Annotated in this window: 19 protein-coding genes; 10 read left to right on the top strand and 9 right to left on the bottom strand. The window is 67.5% G+C overall.

Translation table 11 applies throughout. The annotated features are described in order from the left end of the window. Nucleotides 1-39: 39 nt before the first annotated feature. The 5 genes from AC1D1S_RS03795 (at nt 40) to AC1D1S_RS03775 (ending at nt 3,670) form a co-directional block, all read left to right on the top strand. Nucleotides 40-450: a TOBE domain-containing protein gene (locus AC1D1S_RS03795; RefSeq protein ID WP_018775502.1), complete on the top strand. Its 411-nt coding sequence runs from the start codon at nt 40-42 to the stop codon at nt 448-450. Next, complete coding sequence (gene modA / locus AC1D1S_RS03790) at nt 447-1,265, top strand: molybdate ABC transporter substrate-binding protein (protein WP_476993751.1); 819 nt, start codon at nt 447-449, stop codon at nt 1,263-1,265. Before AC1D1S_RS03795 ends, modA begins: the two co-directional genes overlap by 4 nt. 5 nt (nt 1,266-1,270) lie before the next feature. Beyond that, nucleotides 1,271-2,092 carry an ABC transporter permease gene (locus AC1D1S_RS03785; RefSeq protein ID WP_028275168.1) on the top strand — a complete coding sequence of 274 codons (822 nt, stop codon included), beginning with the start codon at nt 1,271-1,273 and terminating at the stop codon, nt 2,090-2,092. Continuing rightward, on the top strand, nt 2,089-3,138 hold the full coding sequence (locus AC1D1S_RS03780; RefSeq protein ID WP_476993750.1) for a sulfate/molybdate ABC transporter ATP-binding protein: 1,050 nt from the start codon (nt 2,089-2,091) through the stop codon (nt 3,136-3,138). Before AC1D1S_RS03785 ends, AC1D1S_RS03780 begins: the two co-directional genes overlap by 4 nt. A gap of 85 nt (nt 3,139-3,223) precedes the next feature. Next, nucleotides 3,224-3,670 carry an SRPBCC domain-containing protein gene (locus tag AC1D1S_RS03775; protein ID WP_243181657.1) on the top strand — a complete coding sequence of 149 codons (447 nt, stop codon included), beginning with the start codon at nt 3,224-3,226 and terminating at the stop codon, nt 3,668-3,670. Nucleotides 3,671-3,815: 145 nt separating this feature from the next. On the opposite strand, the gene AC1D1S_RS03770 is transcribed toward AC1D1S_RS03775, so the two are convergent. The 6 genes from AC1D1S_RS03770 to AC1D1S_RS03745 all read right to left on the bottom strand — a co-directional run bounded on the left by AC1D1S_RS03770 (nt 3,816) and on the right by AC1D1S_RS03745 (nt 10,703). Continuing rightward, nucleotides 3,816-4,976 (bottom strand): glycerate kinase, encoded by a 1,161-nt coding sequence (locus AC1D1S_RS03770; RefSeq protein ID WP_084475842.1) that lies wholly within the window; start codon nt 4,974-4,976, stop codon nt 3,816-3,818. Nucleotide 4,977: 1 nt separating this feature from the next. Then, nucleotides 4,978-6,453, bottom strand: a complete 1,476-nt coding sequence (gene dctA / locus AC1D1S_RS03765) for a C4-dicarboxylate transporter DctA (RefSeq protein WP_028275164.1) — start codon at nt 6,451-6,453, stop codon at nt 4,978-4,980. A gap of 184 nt (nt 6,454-6,637) precedes the next feature. After that, nucleotides 6,638-7,735, bottom strand: a complete 1,098-nt coding sequence (locus tag AC1D1S_RS03760) for a tartrate dehydrogenase (protein WP_243181658.1) — start codon at nt 7,733-7,735, stop codon at nt 6,638-6,640. Between the two features lie 116 nt (nt 7,736-7,851). After that, entirely contained in the window at nt 7,852-8,784 is a 933-nt protein-coding gene (locus AC1D1S_RS03755; RefSeq protein WP_243181659.1) for a LysR family transcriptional regulator, read from the bottom strand. 187 nt (nt 8,785-8,971) lie between these two features. Then, nucleotides 8,972-9,544 carry an MOSC domain-containing protein gene (locus tag AC1D1S_RS03750; protein ID WP_476993749.1) on the bottom strand — a complete coding sequence of 191 codons (573 nt, stop codon included), beginning with the start codon at nt 9,542-9,544 and terminating at the stop codon, nt 8,972-8,974. A 145-nt stretch (nt 9,545-9,689) separates the two neighbouring features. After that, on the bottom strand, nt 9,690-10,703 hold the full coding sequence (locus AC1D1S_RS03745) for a medium chain dehydrogenase/reductase family protein (protein ID WP_476993748.1): 1,014 nt from the start codon (nt 10,701-10,703) through the stop codon (nt 9,690-9,692). A 123-nt stretch (nt 10,704-10,826) separates the two neighbouring features. Here AC1D1S_RS03745 and AC1D1S_RS03740 point away from each other — a divergent pair, with 123 nt between their 5' ends. The 3 genes from AC1D1S_RS03740 (at nt 10,827) to AC1D1S_RS03730 (ending at nt 12,640) form a co-directional block, all read left to right on the top strand. Beyond that, a complete protein-coding gene (locus AC1D1S_RS03740) occupies nt 10,827-11,246 on the top strand; it encodes an ArsR/SmtB family transcription factor (RefSeq protein ID WP_243181662.1) in 420 nt (139 codons plus the stop codon). Nucleotides 11,247-11,264: 18 nt separating this feature from the next. Continuing rightward, nucleotides 11,265-11,762, top strand: a complete 498-nt coding sequence (locus tag AC1D1S_RS03735; RefSeq protein WP_028275161.1) for an SRPBCC family protein — start codon at nt 11,265-11,267, stop codon at nt 11,760-11,762. An 89-nt stretch (nt 11,763-11,851) separates the two neighbouring features. After that, nucleotides 11,852-12,640, top strand: coding sequence for an alpha/beta fold hydrolase (locus AC1D1S_RS03730; protein ID WP_243181663.1), 789 nt, complete (start codon nt 11,852-11,854; stop codon nt 12,638-12,640). A 7-nt stretch (nt 12,641-12,647) separates the two neighbouring features. Here AC1D1S_RS03730 and AC1D1S_RS03725 read toward each other — a convergent pair whose 3' ends face one another. Beyond that, complete coding sequence (locus AC1D1S_RS03725) at nt 12,648-13,430, bottom strand: TetR/AcrR family transcriptional regulator (RefSeq protein WP_243181664.1); 783 nt, start codon at nt 13,428-13,430, stop codon at nt 12,648-12,650. Between the two features lie 134 nt (nt 13,431-13,564). Between AC1D1S_RS03725 and AC1D1S_RS03720 the strand changes: the two genes are divergently transcribed. Both AC1D1S_RS03720 and AC1D1S_RS03715 read left to right on the top strand, forming a co-directional pair. After that, nucleotides 13,565-14,356 (top strand): DUF2306 domain-containing protein, encoded by a 792-nt coding sequence (locus AC1D1S_RS03720; RefSeq protein ID WP_476942855.1) that lies wholly within the window; start codon nt 13,565-13,567, stop codon nt 14,354-14,356. Next, on the top strand, nt 14,353-14,892 hold the full coding sequence (locus AC1D1S_RS03715) for a DinB family protein (protein ID WP_243181666.1): 540 nt from the start codon (nt 14,353-14,355) through the stop codon (nt 14,890-14,892). Before AC1D1S_RS03720 ends, AC1D1S_RS03715 begins: the two co-directional genes overlap by 4 nt. A 125-nt stretch (nt 14,893-15,017) precedes the next feature. On the opposite strand, the gene AC1D1S_RS03710 is transcribed toward AC1D1S_RS03715, so the two are convergent. Further along, complete coding sequence (locus AC1D1S_RS03710; protein ID WP_476993747.1) at nt 15,018-16,745, bottom strand: thiamine pyrophosphate-dependent enzyme; 1,728 nt, start codon at nt 16,743-16,745, stop codon at nt 15,018-15,020. 298 nt (nt 16,746-17,043) lie between these two features. Further along, on the bottom strand, nt 17,044-18,558 hold the full coding sequence (locus AC1D1S_RS03705) for an amino acid permease (RefSeq protein WP_243181668.1): 1,515 nt from the start codon (nt 18,556-18,558) through the stop codon (nt 17,044-17,046). Nucleotides 18,559-18,571 lie beyond the last annotated feature (13 nt).

The raw sequence follows: 18,571 nt of genomic DNA, 5'->3' as shown, positions 1-18,571 counted from the left end.
GAATCCCCATAATTTCCGCAAATAGGTGATTATAGAGTCATGCCGAAAATCCGCATCTCCGAAGCAGCACGTTTTCTCGGGGTCAGTGACGACACCGTCCGGCGCTGGACCGAGAATGGGATCCTGACCCCGGTCAAGGATGACTCCGGCCGGCTGGCCGTGGACGGCCTGGAACTTGCCCACCTGGCCCGCGACCAGGCACAGCTTCCCGATGACCCCACCAAGGTGGGCCGCTCCGCCCGCAACCGGTTCGTCGGCCTGGTCACGGGCATCACTGCTGACAAAGTCATGGCACAGGTTGAGCTGCAGTGCGGGCCCTTCCGCGTCGTGTCCCTGATGAGCAGCGAAGCCGTCCGGGAACTGGGCCTGGAGCTCGGATCCGTGGCGACCGCCGTGGTCAAAGCCACCACCGTCATCATCGAAACGCCCCACGGAAAGAGCATCATATGAGGACTGCCCGCAAGCACGTCCCCGCACTGCTGGCGGCCGGCGCCCTGGCCGCGGGCCTGGCCGGCTGCGCCGCCGGCACGCCCGGGGCAGCCGGAACCGGCTCCAACTCCAGCGCCGGGGCCAGTGAGACCCGCACGCTGTCCGGAGCGATCACCGTTTACGCCGCGGCCTCGCTGAAATCGACCTTCACCAAGCTGGCCAGCGACTTCGAGGCGAAGAACCCCGGCACCAAAATCACTTTGAACTTTGCCGGCTCCTCGGACCTGGTCACGCAGATCACCCAGGGCGCCCCGGCCGACGTCTTCGCCTCCGCCGACACCAAGAACATGGCCAAGCTGACCGATGCGGAACTGATCGACGGCGCCCCGGCCAACTTCGCCACGAACGTCCTGGAAATCGCGGTTCCGCCGTCCAACCCGGCATCGATCAGCTCCTTCGCCGACCTCGCCAAACCGGGCGTGAAGGTGGTGGTCTGCGCACCGCAGGTTCCCTGCGGCGCCGCGGCCGAGACCGTCGAAAAAGCCACCGGCACCACCCTGGCGCCGGTCAGCGAGGAATCGTCCGTCACGGATGTCCTGGGCAAGGTCACCTCGGGTGAGGCCGACGCCGGGCTGGTCTATGTCACGGACGTCAAGAACGCCGGAGACAAGGTCGAAGGCATCCGCTTCGCCGAGTCGGACCGGGCTGTAAATACCTACCCCATCGCCACGGTCGGCACGAGCAAGAACAAGGAGCTCGCCGCTGCCTTCATCGCCGCGGTCACCGGCAGCGAGGGCAAGACGGTCCTGAGCGACGCCGGATTCGGCACCCCGTAAACGGCATGCACAGGCGCAGCGGGACCGGGTACACGGGCATCCCGGCATGGATTTACGCCATCGCGGCAGCAGGGGCACTCTTCGTCCTGCTTCCGCTGGTGGCAATGGTCGCCAGGGTCAACTGGTCCGAGTTCATCCCGCTGATCACTTCCGAATCCTCACTCACCGCGCTCGGCCTGAGCCTGCGTACCTCCGCGGCGAGCACCGCCTCCTGCATCGTCCTCGGCGTGCCGCTCGCACTCATCCTGGCGCGGAGCCCGTTCCCGGGCCAGCGCCTGCTCCGGGCCTTCGTCCTCCTGCCGCTGGTCCTGCCTCCCGTGGTGGGAGGCATCGCCCTGCTCTACACCTTCGGCCGCCAGGGACTCCTGGGCAAAAGCCTGGAACTGGCCGGAATCCAGATCGCCTTCTCCACAACCGCCGTCGTCCTCGCCCAGACGTACGTTGCCCTGCCGTTCCTGGTGGTCAGCCTCGAAGGCGCCCTGCGCACCGCCGGCAACAAGTACGAGGCGGTCGCCGCGACCCTCGGCGCGCGCCCGGGCACGGTGCTGCGCCGGGTGACCATCCCGCTGGTGCTCCCCGGCCTGGCCTCCGGCGCCGTTCTGTCCTTCGCCCGCAGCCTGGGCGAATTCGGTGCCACCCTGACCTTCGCCGGCAGCCTGCAGGGCGTCACCCGCACCCTGCCGCTGGAGATCTATCTGCAACGCGAAACCGACGCCGACGCCGCCGTCGCGCTCTCCCTCCTGCTGGTCGCCGTGGCGGTGGCCGTCGTCGGGCTCTCCTACCGGCGCCCTCGCCTTGGCGTTGCACCGGAAGGAGCACTCCGGTGACCTTTCGGCTGGACGCAACCCTTGCCGCACGGAGTTTCGAGGTCTCCCTCAGCCTCGGACCGGCCGAGACAATCGCCATCCTCGGGCCCAACGGGGCCGGTAAATCGACGCTCCTCTCGATCATCTCCGGCCTGCTGCGCCCCGATGCCGGCAAGGCGACGATCGGCGAAAAAGTCCTGTTCGACCTGAGCGCGGACACCAACATCTGGCGCGCCCCGCACACCAGGGGCACGGCGCTGCTGGCCCAGGAAGCCCTCCTGTTTCCGCACCTCAGCGCACTGGACAACGTCGCGTTCGGGCCACGCAGCGCCGGCGCCTCCAGCGCGGCGGCCCGCGAAACGGCCATGCACTGGCTCACCGAAGTCGACGCCGACTCCCTCGCCTCGCGGCGCCCCGGACAGCTCTCCGGCGGACAGGCCCAGCGGGTGGCCGTGGCCCGCGCCCTCGCCGCCGACCCCGACCTGCTGCTCCTCGACGAGCCCATGGCCGCGCTCGACATCCACGCCGCCCCGCTGCTCCGCCGGCTCCTCAAACGCGTCCTCGCCGGCCGCCGGGCCATCATCATCACCCACGACATCCTCGACGCCCTCATGCTGGCCGACCGGGTGATCGTCCTCGAGGACGGCCGGATCACCGAACAGGGCCCCACCCGCGAAGTCCTGGAAAAACCGCGCAGCCAGTTCGCCGCCGGGCTGGCCGGGCTGAACCTTGTGGCCGGCACCGTCAGCAACGCCGGGGTGACCACGGCCCAGGGCATGGTCGTCGCGGGCCACCAGGACGAGTCCGTCGAGCCCGGGCAGGACGGAGTAGCGGTCTTTCCGCCCTCGGCGGTATCGGTGTTCCTCACCGAAGAGCACGGCAGCCCGCGAAACTCATTCCAAGTGATCATCACGGACCTGGAGCCCCACGGCGATCAGATCCGTGTCCGTGCCGGTCGACTCTCCGCGGACATCACCCCGGCCGCGTCAGCCGACCTCGGCCTCGTCCCCGGAATGAGCGTCTACTTCGTCATCAAGGCCGCCGCCATCGCGATCTACCCGGCCTAGGGAGCTTCCGCACGTTCCGCCCGGCGGAGTAGTCTCGGTGCCGGGCGCTGCCGGCGCCGAGCGACTCCGCGAGGAAAGGAAGGCTATGCCTGGAATGTATGTGGCGACCTCGACCATCACCATCGAGGCGCCCGCGAGCCGCGTATGGTCCGTAATCACCGATCCCGATGCAGCCAAGGAGTTCATGTTCGGCACCGAACTCGTGACCGACTGGACGGTAGGCGGACCCATCCTGTGGCGGGGCACCTGGGACGGCAAGGAGTACGAGGACAGGGGCAGCATCCTCGAGTTTGAACCCGGACGGCGGCTTGTTGTCACGCACTTCAGCCCGTTGAGCGGCCAGCCGGATGCGCCGGAGAACTACCACACGCTGACCTGGACGCTCGAGGACCAGGCCGGTGCCACGCATCTGACGCTCGCCCAGGACAACAACGCCAGTGCCGAGGACGCCGACCACTCCAAGGGCATGTGGGACAGCCTGGTGAAGAGCGTGAAGGGAATCGCGGAGCGGGAAGAGCCAGGGCGCGATTAGGCAGTAGGACCGCGGGGCCAGGTCCCGCTACTGCTGACAGCGGCCCGCCGGTGGGCGGACCACAAGCGGACATCAAAGGGAACGCGACAAGAACGCCCGCCCGGGTGTCCCCAGGCAGGCGTTCCCCTCGTCGGCGGAAGGTCGCCTACAGCAGGCTTGCCGCGATGTCCCTCCCGATCCTCTGCAGCAGGGCGGCGGACAGTCCGGGGTCCTTGGAGGAGTCCTGGTCGGTGTACTCGGCCAGGGTGTAGACCCGGGTGAGCGCCAGTTCGGACCACCTTTCCCGGGGGAGGAGGGAACGGCCGGCCACCGCGATGATCGGGCGGGTTCCGGACCTCCGGGCGACGGCGGCGGGAAGTTTGCCGGCGAGGGTCTGTTCGTCGATGCTGCCTTCGCCGGTGATGACGACGTCGCAACTGTCCCTGCGGTTGTTGAAATCGAGCAGGTCCAGGAAGTAGTCGGCGCCCGAGACCTGCTTGGCGCCCAGCAGCAGGCAGGCGAAGCCGATGCCGCCGGCGCTTCCGGCGCCCTCACGCTGCGCCAGTGCCTCGGCGTCCTCAAATCCGGCGTCCGTCAACGTGGCGACGAGGTGCGCCAGCCCGTGCTCCAGCGCCCCAACGTCCTGCGGTCCGGCGCCCTTTTGGGGCCCGAAGACCGCCGGCGCGCCGCCGGGCCCGAGCAGTGGATTGTGGACGTCGCTGGCGACTACGAGCTCCGTGCCGTCCAGTTCGGGGAACCTGGTCCGGCGGATGGTGTGGATCTGCGCCAGCGACTTTCCGCTGCCGTGGAGCTGCCGGCCGCGGACGTCGTGGAAGCCGTAGCCCAGGGCGGTGAGCATTCCCATGCCGCCGTCGGTGCTGGCACTTCCGCCCAGCGCCAGGACGATCCTGGCCGGGTTGAGACTGAGGGCGAACAGGATCGCTTCCCCAAAGCCCCGGCTGGAGGCCGCCAACGGTTCCAGCTGGGCCGCCGGCAGGAGCGCCAGGCCGCACGTGTTGGCGACCTCGACGACGGCGGTGGTGCCGTCGAACGCGATGCCGGCCGGGACGGGCTGGCCGGTGGGCCCGGTGACAGTGTGGCGGTGACGGGTGAAGCCGGCGGCGACGGCGGCGTCCACACTGCCGTCCCCGCCGTCGGCCAGCGGAAGCAGCTCGCAGTGGACCGCTCCGGCCCCGCCAGTGGAGCCGGCTCCGGCGCGGAGCCCTGCGGCCAGGGCATCGGCTACCTCGCCGGCCGTGAGGCTGCCTTTGAACTTGTCCGGTGCGATGAGGGTCCGCACGGTTTTGGGGGCGGTGGTGTGGACCATGTCAGATGGTTTCCGAGTAGGCGGGGCGGCGGTTGTCCTTGGCCGTAGAATCGGCATCGGCGGGTTCTGTGCGCTCCGGGTTGTTGTCTTGGTGCGTGTGGTGGCCGTATTCGATCAGGTCATCGTCGATGTCGCCGTAACCGTCCGGGAGGATCGGATCCTCGCTGGGCAGGGTCTCAACAGTTTCGCCGTTGAAGACGCGGCGGACGCGGTCCGCGTCCAGGGTGCGGTCCCACCAGGCGATGAACAAGGTGGCGACGGCATTGCCGGTGAAGTTCACCAGGGCCCGGCACTCGGACATGAACTTGTCGATGCCGAAGATAAGCATGATGCCGGCGGCAGGGATGGTGCCGAGCGTGGCCAGGGTGGCGGTCAGGGCGATGAAGCCGCCGCCGGCGACGCCGGCCGCGCCCTTGGAGGTGAGCAGCATGACCGCGATGAGGCCAAGCTGCTGGCCGATGGTCAGGTTCGTGTTGGTTGCCTGGGCGATGTAGACAGCGGCCAGCGAAAGGTAGATGGCGGCGCCGTCGAGGTTGAAGCTGTAGCCCGTGGGGACCACGAGCCCGACCGTTTCCTTCTTCACGCCGGCGTGCTCGAGCTTGCGCATCAGGCCCGGGAGGGCCGGTTCGGCCGTGGAGGTGCCCAGAATGAGCAGGTACTCCTCTTTGAGGTGGCGGATCATCTTGAAGATGTTCAGCTTCAGGAAGGCCATGACGGAGCCGAGGACCACGACGACGAAGAGGATCGAGGTGGCGTAGAAGAGCGCGATCAGCCCGCCCATGCTGGAGAGGGAGGAGACGCCGTACTTGCCGACGGCGAAGGCCATCGCGCCGAAAGCGCCCAGCGGGGCGGCCTTCATGATGAAGCCCAGGATTTTGAACATGACCCCGGTGAGGCGCTGGACACCGTCCAGGACGGGCGCTCCGACCTTGCCCATGGCGTTCAGCGCGACGCCGAAGATCACGGCGATGAAGATGATCTGGAGGATGTCGCCTTCCACGAAGGGCGCGACGACGCTGGTGGGGATGACGTGGGTCAGGAACTGCCACCATTCCTGGTGGGCGCCGGCGTCGATGAGTTTGGCCGCGGAGTCCGTCGTCTTGATCGCGCTGGCGTCTGCGTTGACGCCGTCGCCGAGGCGGAAGATGTTGATGGCGACCAGGCCAAAGAGCAGGGCAAAGATCGTGCCGATCTGGAAATACGTCAGGGCCTTCAGCCCGGTCATGCCGACCTTCTTCAGATCCGCGACGCTGGCGATGCCGCCGACGATGGTCAGGAACACGATCGGGCCGATCAGCATTCTCATGGCGTTGACGAAGGTGGTGCCGATCGGTTCCATGGCGATGCCCGCAGCCGGGGCCAGCCAGCCCACCAGAATGCCGAGGACGATGCCGGTCAATACCCAGAAGTACAGCTGCCTGTACCAGCGTTTCTTGGGGGCCGGGATGTCCGTGCCCGCGGTGGTGATGTGTCCCATGATTCCTACCTCATTGTGGAATGTCTCTGGAGATGCTTTAAGTGGGGGGGTTTGCACGGGGCGGGAGCCAGTTGGGCGCAGCCGCCCCGTGCGGTGTCTAGCGTTCGACGGCGGCCGCGCGGCCGGCGTCGTCCGTTTCAGTGCCGTCGTCCGTTTTGGTGCTTCGCAGCGGTGGACGGAAGCGCTAGACGGCCGCCAGGGTGCGGGCCAGGGCCTCGATGATGGCGTCAGTGACGTCCGCGGTGGTGGCGTCGCCGCCGACGTCGCGGGTCAGGTGGCCGGCGCCGGTCGCCTCTTCGATGGCGGCCTCGACGCGGCGGGCTTCCTCGTGCAGGCCGAAGTGGTCCAGCATCAGGGCTGCGCTGGCGATCGCGCCGATCGGGTTGCTGATGCCCTTGCCCGCGATGTCCGGGGCCGAGCCGTGCACCGGTTCGAACATGGACGGGAAGCGGCGCTCCGGGTTCAGGTTGGCGCTGGCCGCCAGGCCGAGGCTGCCGGCCAGGGCCGAGCCGAGGTCGGAGAGGATGTCGGCGTTCAGGTTTGAGGCCACGACGACGGAGAGGTCTTCCGGGTGCAGGATGAACTTGGCGCTCATCGCGTCAACCAGGACGCTCTCGGTGGCGACATCGGGGTAGTCCAGGGCAACACGCTGGAAGGTTTCGTCCCAGAGGACCATGCCGTACTGCTGGGCGTTGGACTTGGTGACGGAGGAGACCTTCTTCACCGTGCGGGTCCGGGCGAGRTCGAACGCGAAGCGCATGATSCGCTCGCAGCCCTTCTCGGTGAACAGCGCGGTCTGCAGGGCGACCTCGTTGCCCGGGCCGCGGCCGCTGAGGTTGCGCCCGCCGAGGCCGGCGTACTCGCCTTCGCTGTTTTCGCGGACCACAATCCAGTCGAGTTCGGTGGTGTCGGCCTTGCGCAGCGGGGACTGGACGCCCGGGAGGAACTTCACCGGACGGATGTTGGCCCACTGGTCAAAGTTCTGCGTGATATTCAGGCGCAGGCCCCAGAGGCTGATATGGTCCGGGACGTTTTTCCAGCCGACAGCGCCGAAGTAGATGGCGTCGAAATCCTTGAGGGTGTCCAGTCCGTCGGGGTCCATCATCTGGCCGGTCTTGGCGTAGTACTCGCAGCCCCATGGGAACTCGGTCCATTCGAAGGCGAACTTGCCGCCGGAATTCTGCGCCAGGGCGTCCAGGACCCGGCGTCCGGCGGAGACGACCTCTTTGCCGACCCCGTCTGCGGGGATTGAAGCGATGCTGAATTTCTGGGTGGCGCTCATGTGCCTACCTCCTCGTTGAGTGTGTTAGCAGCGTCACACTGCCTTCCTCTTCAAGTAGACGGGCCGGCACCACATGCCGTCCAAGACCAAGATCCGATCCGCTAGATAGGTTCAGCCTATTGATGATGCGCCGGGGGAGGCGTGTCTGTCCTTCCTTGCGGTTGCGGGGCCGCGTGCAGCCGCGCCACCGCCAGGAAGGACCGGGCCGCGGGGGTCAGGTCGTCCCTCCGGCTGAGAACGGCAACATCCAGGTAGGATACGGGTTCGATCAGCAGCGTCCGCAGCCCCGATTTGTGCGCCAGGGGCGCCCACGACGACGGCATCACGGCGTGGCCGACCCCGGCCAGGACCAAGGGCAGGATCGACGTCCGGTGGGCGACCTCGACGACGATTTCGGCGTCGATCCCCCGCGCCAGTGCATCGTCCACAAGCCAGCGCATCAGCGAGCCGCGCTGGCTCGCGACCAGGCGGTGGCCGGCCAGCTCCTCGCGTTGAATCGTTGTTGCGGCGCCAAACGTATCGGACTGGGGATTGATGAGAAGGATCAGCGGCTGGCGATCGAGCTCCAGCACCTCAACACCGGGAACCTTGATGGGCGTGGGGGAGCCTGCCAGCCCGATCTCCGTGCTGCCGCTTCGGACAGACTCGATGACGTCCTCCGGGGTGAAGGCGGCGCTGACATTGAGCCTGACCAAGGGATGGGCACGGGTGAAGGCGGCGATCATCGAGGACAGGGGCTCGATCCCGGGTGAGGGCATCGTGACGATGTCCAGCCGTCCGCTGCGCAGCCCGCGCACCGACTGCACCGCGGACTGCGCCGCATCGAGGTTGCGCATCACGAGCCGGGCCGGCCCGATCAGCTCCTTGCCCGCCTCGGTGAGCACCGCCCGCCGCCCGATCCGGTGGAAGAGCGGCACGCCCAGCTCCTTCTCGAGGGCGGCGATGGTCTGCGAGAGCGATGGCTGGGCGATGAGTAGGTGCTCCGCGGCCCGGCTGAACCCGTCGTGGTCAACAACAGCCAGAAAATACTTCAGCTTTCGGGTGTCCACCCTGGCTCCTTCACCGGTTTTTGCACTTGACGGTTGCCGTGCGGCCGCCTGATCGATGAGTCCGAGCCTATTTCCTGCGGACGATTCGGATGCGCATTTGTTCCACATCCGCGGCAAAGAGCATGATCGCCGCTCGCCGGATCACGCAACGCCCGCCGTCGTCCGCGCCGCTCGGGTCTTCGCCGCGCTACGGCAGCCGGGAGGGGCGCAACAGCGTGGGGACGCCGGCCTGCCCGGGGTCGAGCGGGACGGGGCTGACCAGCACGGCCGGGCCGCGGCTCAGGAGGCCGGTCGAAAGCGGCTGGCAGCGCACGCCTCCCCGGCCGCGCATGGCGTCGTGCGCGCCCGGGGCAAGCATCCGGTCCATCCACGCGCAGGGGTGGGCTGGCCGTCCGGCCCGGAGCCGGACCACGTTGCCCTTCGATTCAAGCGCGAACTCTTCGCCGAGCAGGGGAGCGAGGGGGGCGCCCCGGAGGACCACATTGCGCCGGGTCAGGAGCGGGTCAAAGGGGCCGGCTCCCAGCTTTTCAGCCATCGCCTCGAGGGCCTCGATCGAGAGGAGGGTGACGGCGGCGTCCATGTGCGCGGCCTTGCCGAAGAACCGGTCGCCGACGATGCCCTTGCCGGCCACCAGTTCCACTTGGTCCGCGTCCGTCGTGGGGACCTGCGCCGCACCATCGCGGGCGCGGCCGAAGTAGGCGTGTGCCGGCGATACGAGGAGGTGCAGAATCTCGACGTCGTACGTGTAGCTTGCCGTCATGCCCTAAAACTATCCTCCCTCGTGGCGTTGGGCCGCGAAGTCGCCGGAAACGTGCGGACTCGCCGGAACCTTCCGGCGACCTCGCAGGCTTCCCGCGAACCCGGCGGGGCCTTACACGTAGTGTCGCGGCAGCGACCATGCCCGATCAGGGTACGAGCACGATCTTCCCTTTCGCCGCGGTGCTCCCCAGCAGCTCATGGGCGCGACGAACGTCCGAAAGCGGCAGGCGCTCGGCCACCACCGGGTGAATCTCGCCGCGGCGAAGCAACTCGAGCAGCGCGAAGAAGTCTGCCCTGAACCAGTCCTGGTGGTGGATGCGCAGCTTCTGGATCCGGTAGGACAGCACCTTTCGGCGGGGTGACAGCCAGCCCCAGAGTGCGACGCTCCCCGTTGCCGCGTACCAGGCGATCACGCCCGGCCAGTTCTTGCGCCCCTGCGCGATGGTGGCGTAGCGGCCAAACACAACGAGCCGGCCGCCGGGCCGCAGCGCCCGGAAGGAGCGCAGAGACAACGGCCCACCGATCCCGTCGAGGGCAATGTCTACGCCGTCGCCGGTGAGCCCGCGCACTCGGGCCAGGAAATCCTCGTTMTGATAGTCGATCGCCACCGCGCCCAGCCGCTCCACTGCGGCGCGGTCCCGGCCGGAGGCGGTCCCGTAGAGGCGGAGGCGGGCCAGTGCTCCGAGCTCGAGGATGGCGGCGCCCACCCTGCCTGCCGCGCCGTGAACCAGAACGCTCTCCCCGGGCTTCGCCTGGGCCGTCCGGTGCAGCAACTGGTAGGCGGTCATGTAGGGGAAGACGAGGCTTACGACCTCGGCCGGGTCGAGGTCCTCAGGCACATCCACCGCGTATGCCTCCGGCACACAGACGCGCTCGGCGTTGGCGCCCCACACCGTCAGCGCGCCGATGCGGTCCCCGATCCGTACCCGCGAGCAACCGGGCCCGAGCTCATCAACGATGCCGACGAGCTCGTATCCGGGCGTGAACGGCGGCTTCGGTCCGCCGAGGTAGGTGCCGGCGCGGAGCTGGGCATCGGTGAAAGAGACCCCCGAAGCCAGGACCCTGACGCGGACTTCACCCGGGCCGGGCCGTGGATCGTCGATCTCCACCACCTGCAGGACTTCGGGGCCGCCGAAGCGGTCGATCAACACACGCTTCATGGGCTCACTCTACGCTCGGCATACGCTCCGCACACCGGCCACTTTGCCGCCCAGCGCCGAGGCCGCTGGGGTCGATTCCCGACACATTGACACGCCCGAGCAGTCGGACTATCCTACAACCAAATGGTTGTAGATCAGCTCCGAACCCAGCTCAGCGACGACGAACTCGACCGCCTTTTCCAGGCGTTCGCCGACGCGACCCGCAGGGACATCGTGCGCCGGGTGACGGTGGGCGAGTACTCGGTCTCCGGGCTCGCTGCCCTCTACGCCATGAGTTTTGCGGCCGTCCAGAAGCATGTGGCGGTGCTGGAACGCGCTTCCCTTGTCTCGAAGGAGAAGCGGGGAAGGGAGCAGATCGTGCGGGCCAACCATGACGGCCTGCAGCGGGCCCGCCGCCTGCTGGACGACTACGAGGTCATTTGGCGCCAGCGCGCCGACCGGATTGCGGACCTGCTGGCCGAATCGGCCGCCCCGGAACCTGGCGAGACGCAGGCAGGCGCCAGAACAACGAATAAATCGCAAGGCCAAGCTGAAGGAAACTGAAGGATAGGAGAGTTCGTCATGACGGTTGTCAGTTCAGTCAAGAATCTTGAGGCGCTGAGCCTCACCGTGGTCGCCGAGTTTGATGCCGGAGTTGGGCGCGTCTGGCAAATCTGGGAAGACCCGCGCCAGCTCGAGCGCTGGTGGGGGCCGCCCACGTGGCCGGCCACCTTCGAAAAGCACGAGTTCGTCCCGGGCGGCGAGGCCAGCTACTACATGACGGGACCCGAGGGGGAGAAAGCCCGCGGCTGGTGGCGGTTCGTGACCATCAACGCCCCGCACCGGCTGGAGTTCGATGATGGCTTCGCGGACGACAACGGCGACCCCGTGGCCGACATGGGCACGATCCATGGAGTTGTGACACTGGAGCCAATCGGCGACCGCACCCGAATGACCATCATGTCCACGTTCGAGGCGGAGGAGCAGATGGAGAAGATCGTCGCCATGGGCATGGAAGAAGGCATGAGGGAGGCGCTGGGCCAGGTCGACGCGATCATCGCCGAGTCCGTCAACGCTTGACCTGCAACGCAACACGACGACGGCGGGAATCTCCCGCCGTCGTCCGCAAGGCCCTGTTCAGCCCGGTATTAGCGGCGGTAACATGCCGTGTGACATTCACCCACGGTTACGCGGCGAACGGCGACCTCCGCATGTACTACGAGGTCCACGGTCACCCGCGGGCCGGCGAGCCCCCGCTGTTGCTGATTCCCGGCGGAGGCTCGAGCATCGAGACCAACTTCGCCGGCCTCATCCCCGCGCTGCTGGCCGAGAGCCTGCAGGTGATCGCCGTCGAAGAGGAAGGCCACGGCCGGACCGCGGCTACCGCCCGGCCGCTCACCGCCGAAGGATCGGCAGAGGACATCAAAGCCGTGCTCGATGAGCTCAACGTGGACTCCGTGGATGTGCTCGGGTTCAGCGCCGGGGGCCACACGGCGCTCGCGCTGGCCATGGGGCATCCGTCCATGGTGCGGTGCCTGATTGCCGCCTCCACCTTCGCCAGCCGCGACGCTGTGGGCGATGAATTTTGGGAGGGGATGGAAAAGGCAACCCTCGATGACATGCCGGAGGTGTACCAGGACGCGGACCGCCGGCTGAACCCGGAGCCCGGACACCTCGAGCGGATGTTCGAACTGGACCGCCAGCGGATCCTGACCTTCCCCGGCTGGCCGGACGAGGACCTGCGCCGCATCACGGCCCGCACCCTGGTGCTGAGCGCCGACCGCGACGTCGTCAGCGCTGACCATGCCGTGCAGATGTCACGGCTCATTCCCGGGGCACGTCTGATGATCGTGCCGGGCAGCCACGGCGATTATTTGGGCGAGCTGGCCGCGAGCGGGGGCGACCTGCGGGCCATGCGGACCACTCTTCCGTACCTGCTGCGGTTCCTGGAGGAGTAGGGGCCGGTCAGGGCGTTGCCGGCGTGGAGGTCTGCGCCGGACTGGTTTGTGCCGGGCTGGTCTGTGCCGGGCTGGTTTGTGCCGGAGTGGAGCTCCAGTGCTGCCGGTGCAGCCGCTCGAAGCCGTCCAGGAGCAGGTCCAGGGCGAACTCGAACTCGAACTGGTCATCGCACCCCTGGCCCACCACGGAGTCCTGGTGCGCGGAGGCGGTGGCGACCTTCAGAATGTTCGGATACCGCTCGGCCATCTCCCGGAACATGGCCGCCTGCGCTTCCGGCGGAAGGGTCACCAGCCCTGCGGCGTCCCCGCCGGCGGAGTCGTCGAACAGCTCCTGGGTAAACCCCCACATGCGGCTGCCGAGGGCGTGCATGACGTGATGGGTCAGGTCCACGGAGAAGCCTCCGGCCAGGAACATGCCGATGAACGAGTCCATGTAGCCAAGGACCGCCGGCGTTTTATTCGTGCGCGATTCCAGCACTTGCCGGGCCCACGGATGCCGCAGCAGCGCCCCCCTCGCCGAGAGCACCCTCAGGCGCACGGTGTCCTTCCAGCCGGCATCACGGACGGGAGGATCGATCTCGCTGACAAGGGCGTCCACCATGCAGTCAAGGAGTTCCTCCTTGTTTGCCACGTGCTTGTACAGCGCCATCGGGACGACGCCGAGTTCCTGCGCCAGCCGGCGCATGCTCAGCGCCTCGATCCCCACCTGATCGGCCAGCACGACGGCGGCAGCCAGGACGCGGTCCCGGCTCAACGGGATCCGGCGCGTGCGCTCCGCTTGCTGGGTCATCCGGCCACCCTTCCCTAACGGTTCTCTATTGACAAGTGTACGCCGTACACCTAACGTGGCCGCATCAGGTGTACGCCGTACACCGCGCGATTCATGTACCACCGCCACCAGCCATCCCAGCCAAGGACCACGCCGTGACAACACACGCCAGCAGCGCCCCCGTCCCCCGTGTCCGCCGCCGCCCCCAGTGGCCAGTGGCCGCCGGATTGATCCTTCTCAGCCTCATCCCGGTGATCGCCGGCGCGGCGCGGCTGACGGAACTGACCGGCGGTGCCGCCATCACCGCCCAGAACGCCCGGTTCTTCGCCTCGCCCGTGCCTGTGGTGACGCACATCCTTAGCGTCACCACCTACAGCCTGCTCGGTGCGTTCCAGTTCCTCCCCGCGCTGCGGGGCCGCCGCGGCTGGCACCGGGTCGCCGGCCGCATCCTCGCGCCGGCGGGCTTGCTGGCCGCCCTGTCCGGCCTGTGGATGGCCGTCTTCTATCCGCTGCCGCCCGGGGACGGACCGGCGCTGTTGGTGCTGCGGCTGGTCTTCGGCTCGGCCATGGCGGCGAGCATTGTCCTGGGAGTCGTGGCGGTTGTGCGCCGCGACTTTGTGCGGCACGGCGCGTGGATGACGCGCGGCTACGCGATCGGCGTCGCCGCGGGAACGCAGGCGCTGACAGGGCTGCCGTGGATGCTGCTGGTGGGCCCGCCCGACGAGCCGACCCGGGCGGTGCTCCTGGGGGCAGCCTGGGTGATCAACCTTGCGGTGGCCGAGTACGTCATCCACCGGCGCGCCAGGCGGACCGTGCGCACCAGACGGACCGTGCGCTTGCCCGCCGTCGTCGAAGTCGCCGGAAGCGTGCCGGCTCGCCGTACTCTTCCGGCGAAGCGGACGGTTTCCGGCGACGTGGAGGCCGGGCGGCTAGACTCACGCGCATGACAATTGTGGACGATCAGGGCCGCCCGGAGCCTCCCCTCGCCTCCGACGAAACCGCGACCCTCCTGGGTTTCCTGGACTACCAGCGGGCCACGCTGGCGTGGAAATGCGCAGGGCTGGACGCGGCCGGCTTCGTGGCTACTACCGCTGCCTCATCGATGACGCTGGGCGGGCTCCTAAAGCACATGGCCTATGTGGAGAGCGAATGGTTCTCCCGTTCCCTGCACGCCCGGGACCGGGAGGCCCCGTTTGCCGCCGTGGATTGGAAGGCCGACCCGGACTGGGAGTGGCACTCCGCCGCCGGGGACACCCCGGACCAGTTGCGCACCCTGTGGCAGGACGCCGTGGACCGGTCCCGGGCCAGCGTCACGGAGGCCCTGGCCGGCGGCGGCCTGGACCAATTGGCTCGTCGCCCGTGGCCCGACGGTTCGGCACCGAGCCTGCGCTGGATCCTGTGCCACATGATCGAGGAGTATGCCCGGCACAACGGCCACGCCGACCTCCTCCGCGAGGCCCTAGACGGCGAGACGGGGGAATAGGCGGCGAAACAGGGGAGTAGCCTCGAGGCACCCCTCCAACCACTTGTTGCGCTATCGGTCATGGCTGTTATGGACGCCGAATGACGACCAGGACTGATAGCGCAACCAGGTTAGGCAGCTTGGATTTAGTAGGCCTTGACCCGCTGTTCGACGACGAGGTGGACCAGGGCGAACACACCGTCCCGGTCGATGGCGGCCAGCGCCGCCTCGAGGGCGGCCGGCACGTCCTTATCCTCGGTGACGGTGATGCCGAAACCGCCGAACGCCCGGGCCATCATGCCGAAGTCGGGGTTCTTCAGCTGCGTCCCCGACACCCGGGACGGGTAGTGGCGTTCCTGGTGGGTGCGGATGGTGCCGTACTCCTGGTTATCCATCACGATGATCAGCGGCGTGGCTCCGTACTGGGCGGCCGTGGCGAGCTCCTGGCCGTTCATGAGGAATTCCCCGTCGCCCGCGATGGTGACCACCCGGCGCTCCGGGYTGGCCAGCGAGGCGGCGATGGCCGAGGGCACCGAGTACCCCATGGAACCGTTCCGGGCGCTGATCATCGAGGCGTAGCGCCGGGTGGGGAAGTACCGGTGCGCCCAGTTGGTGTGCTCGCCCGCCCCAAACGTCACCAGGGCGTCCTCCGGCAGCAGCGGCACGAGGTTGGCCATCAGGGTGTCCATCTTCGCGGGCCCGTCGCCGGGGACCGACGGCGGCAGGCTGGCGAAGGAGCGCTGCTCGGCGCGCATCCGGGCCGTCCACGCCTTCCACTCCTCCTTGACGGGCAGGTCGATGTTGACCAGGTCCCGGACGAAGGCGTCCGGCTTGGCCAGGATCTGGCGGGAGACCGGACCGGAGCGGCCGCGCAGCGAGGGATCGATGCTGACGAGGAAGTTGTTCTTGTTCCAGTCCTGCCGGCACACGAAACCGTCCGTGATCACGTCCCCCGGGACCGTCCCGACGAAAACGAGCAGGTCGGTTTCCTCCAGGAGGTCATAGGTGGGGCGGGGCCGGCCGTAGCCGATCGGCCCCACGTAGCTGGGCGAATCAAAGGAGACGGTCCCCTGTGTCCGCCACTCCGCCGCGGCCGGGATGTGGTGCTTTTCGAGCCAGCGGGTTAGTTCCGAGGCGGCTTCCTGGGTCCAGTCATTCCCGCCGGTGACAAAGAGCGGCTTCTTCGACTGTGCCAGCGCCTCAGCCAGCGCACCGGCATCGGTGCTGCTCATCCCGCCCGCGGCCACCGGGATGGCCGGGTGCAGGGCCGGATCAATGGGGACCCGGATGATGTCCTCCGGCAGGCCCACTACCACGGGCCCGGGACGGCCGCTCATGGCCGCGAACATTGCCTCCGCGACAATTTCGGAGGCCCGCTCGGGGTGGTCCAGGACCATCACGCGTTTGGCGCCCGTGTCGAACCACGCCTTGATGTCGAACTCCTGGAACGCCTCGCGGTCCCGGTGCGCGAACGGAATCAGTCCGACGAAGAGCAGCATCGGGGTGGAGTCCTGCCACGCGGTGTGCAGGCCCACGTGGGCGTTCGCTGCCCCGGGGCCGCGGGTGACCATGGCGACGCCGGGACGCTGGTTCATCTTGCCGTCGGCCTCGGCCATGTAGGCGGCACCGCCCTCGTGCCGGCAGACCACGGTCTCGATCTCAGAGCCGTGCAGCCCGTCGAGGACGTCCAGGAAGCTTTCCCCGGGGACAACAAACGTGCGTTCTACCCCGTGCGCCGCGAGCGAATCAACAATCACGTGGCCGGCGGACTTGAGGGTGCTGGCGCCGTTGCGGTTATCCAGGACAGCCCCTGGGGCCGTCTGCACGGGTTTGATGGTGTCGCCTTCAACTGGGTGCGTGTCGGTTGCGGTCATTATGGATGCAGACTCGGTTTTCATCACTACTTGTCTTCTTGGGTTGGGTTGGGTTGGCGGGCATGGCATGTCCACTGAATCCAGCGGAACGGTGGCTAGTCTGTTTCCGGTCCGGTGCAGAAGAAGCAGACGTCCTCGCAGCTGTCGTTCGACGCCGGCGGCTTGTCTTTGTGCGCAGCTGGCGGGTCGAGTTCCTGCAGAGTGCTGGTTCGGCCGGGACTCAGCGGGTTTCGTGGCTTCATGAAGGCTTTCGCGTTGGGTGCCGGGTTGCGGGATTGGTCGGCACTGGGATGTTCGATTAGCGGATTGGAGTCCGGTTGGCCAGCACGGGCGCGGCGCCAGTGAAGCCGTCGCGGGTTTCGGCGATGTCGTGGATTTGTTTCCGGCAGGCGTACCAGCCGCCTACCATCAGCGCGCAGGCCACCAGGGTCACCAGCAATGTGAGCGGGGAATCGATGAAGACCATGACGAGGACGCCGAGCAGGAATACCAGGGAGAGGTAACCGGTGTAGGGGGCGCCGAACATCCGGAAAGTGGGGCGCTCAAGCCAGCCTTTGTCTGCCCACCGTTTGAGCTGGATCTGGCAGAGCACAATGGTGGCCCACGTGACGACGATGCCTACAGCGGCGACGTTCAGGACGATCTCGAAAGCCTGGCCGGGGACCAGGTAGTTCAGCGGGACCCCGAGGAGGGAGACGCCGGCGGTGATGGCGATGCCGCCGTAGGGGACACCGGCCTTGTTCATCCGCTGGGCGAACTTCGGGGCCGATCCGGCCACTGACATGGAACGCAGGATGCGGCCGGTGGAGTAAAGACCGGCGTTCAGCGAGGACAGGGCGGCCGTGAGGACCACGAGGTTCATGATGACGTCCACGCCCTGGATACCGATGGATCCGAAGAACGTCACAAACGGGCTGACGCCTTTTTCATACGAGGTGTAGGGCAGCAGCAGGGCGAGCAGAATGACCGAGCCGACGTAGAAGACGGCGATCCGGAAGACCACGGAGTTGATGGCCTTGGGCATGATTCTTTCGGGGTTTTCGGTTTCGCCGGCGGCGGTACCGATCAGTTCGATCGAGGCGTAGGCGAACAGCACGCCCTGCATAAGGATGATCATGGGCAGCAGCCCGTTGGGGAAGAGGCCGCCATTGTCGGTGATGAGGCTGAATCCGACTTCCTGGCCTTCCACGGGCGTGCCGAACATGACGAAGTAGGTGCCGACCAACAGGAATGCGACCAGGGCCGCGACCTTGATCAGGGCGAACCAGAACTCGAGCTCGCCGAACACCTTGACGGAGACGAGGTTGAGGCAAAGGACCACGACGAGGGCGATCAGCGCCCACGCCCACTGCGGTACGGCCCCCATCCAAGGGATGTATTTGCCGAAGAAGTTCATGTAGAGGGCCGCGGCGGTGATGTCCACGATGGTGGTGGTGGCCCAGTTGATCCAATAGAACCAGCCGGAGATGAACGCGGCTTTCTCTCCGTAGAATTCGCGGGCGTAGGACACGAACGATCCTGACGAGGGCCGGTGCAGCACCAGTTCACCCAGGGCGCGCAGGATCAGGAACGCGAAGAAGCCACAGACGGCGTAGGCGATGACCAGTGACGGGCCTGCCGCGTTGAGCCGGCCGCCGGCACCCAGGAACAGGCCGGTCCCGATGGCCCCGCCGATCGCGATCATCTGGATCTGCCGGGGCTTCAGGCTCTTGTGATAGCCCGAGTCCTCCGCGTGGATCAGGGAATCCGAAGCGTGGGCGTGGCCGCCATCGGCCTGGTACAAGCCAACCTCGTCATTGGGGTTGTTGGGCATGGGTGTTCCTTTC

Source organism: Arthrobacter sp. P1_A5 (assembly GCF_056406825.1).
This window is presented reverse-complemented; position numbering and strand designations above follow the sequence as displayed.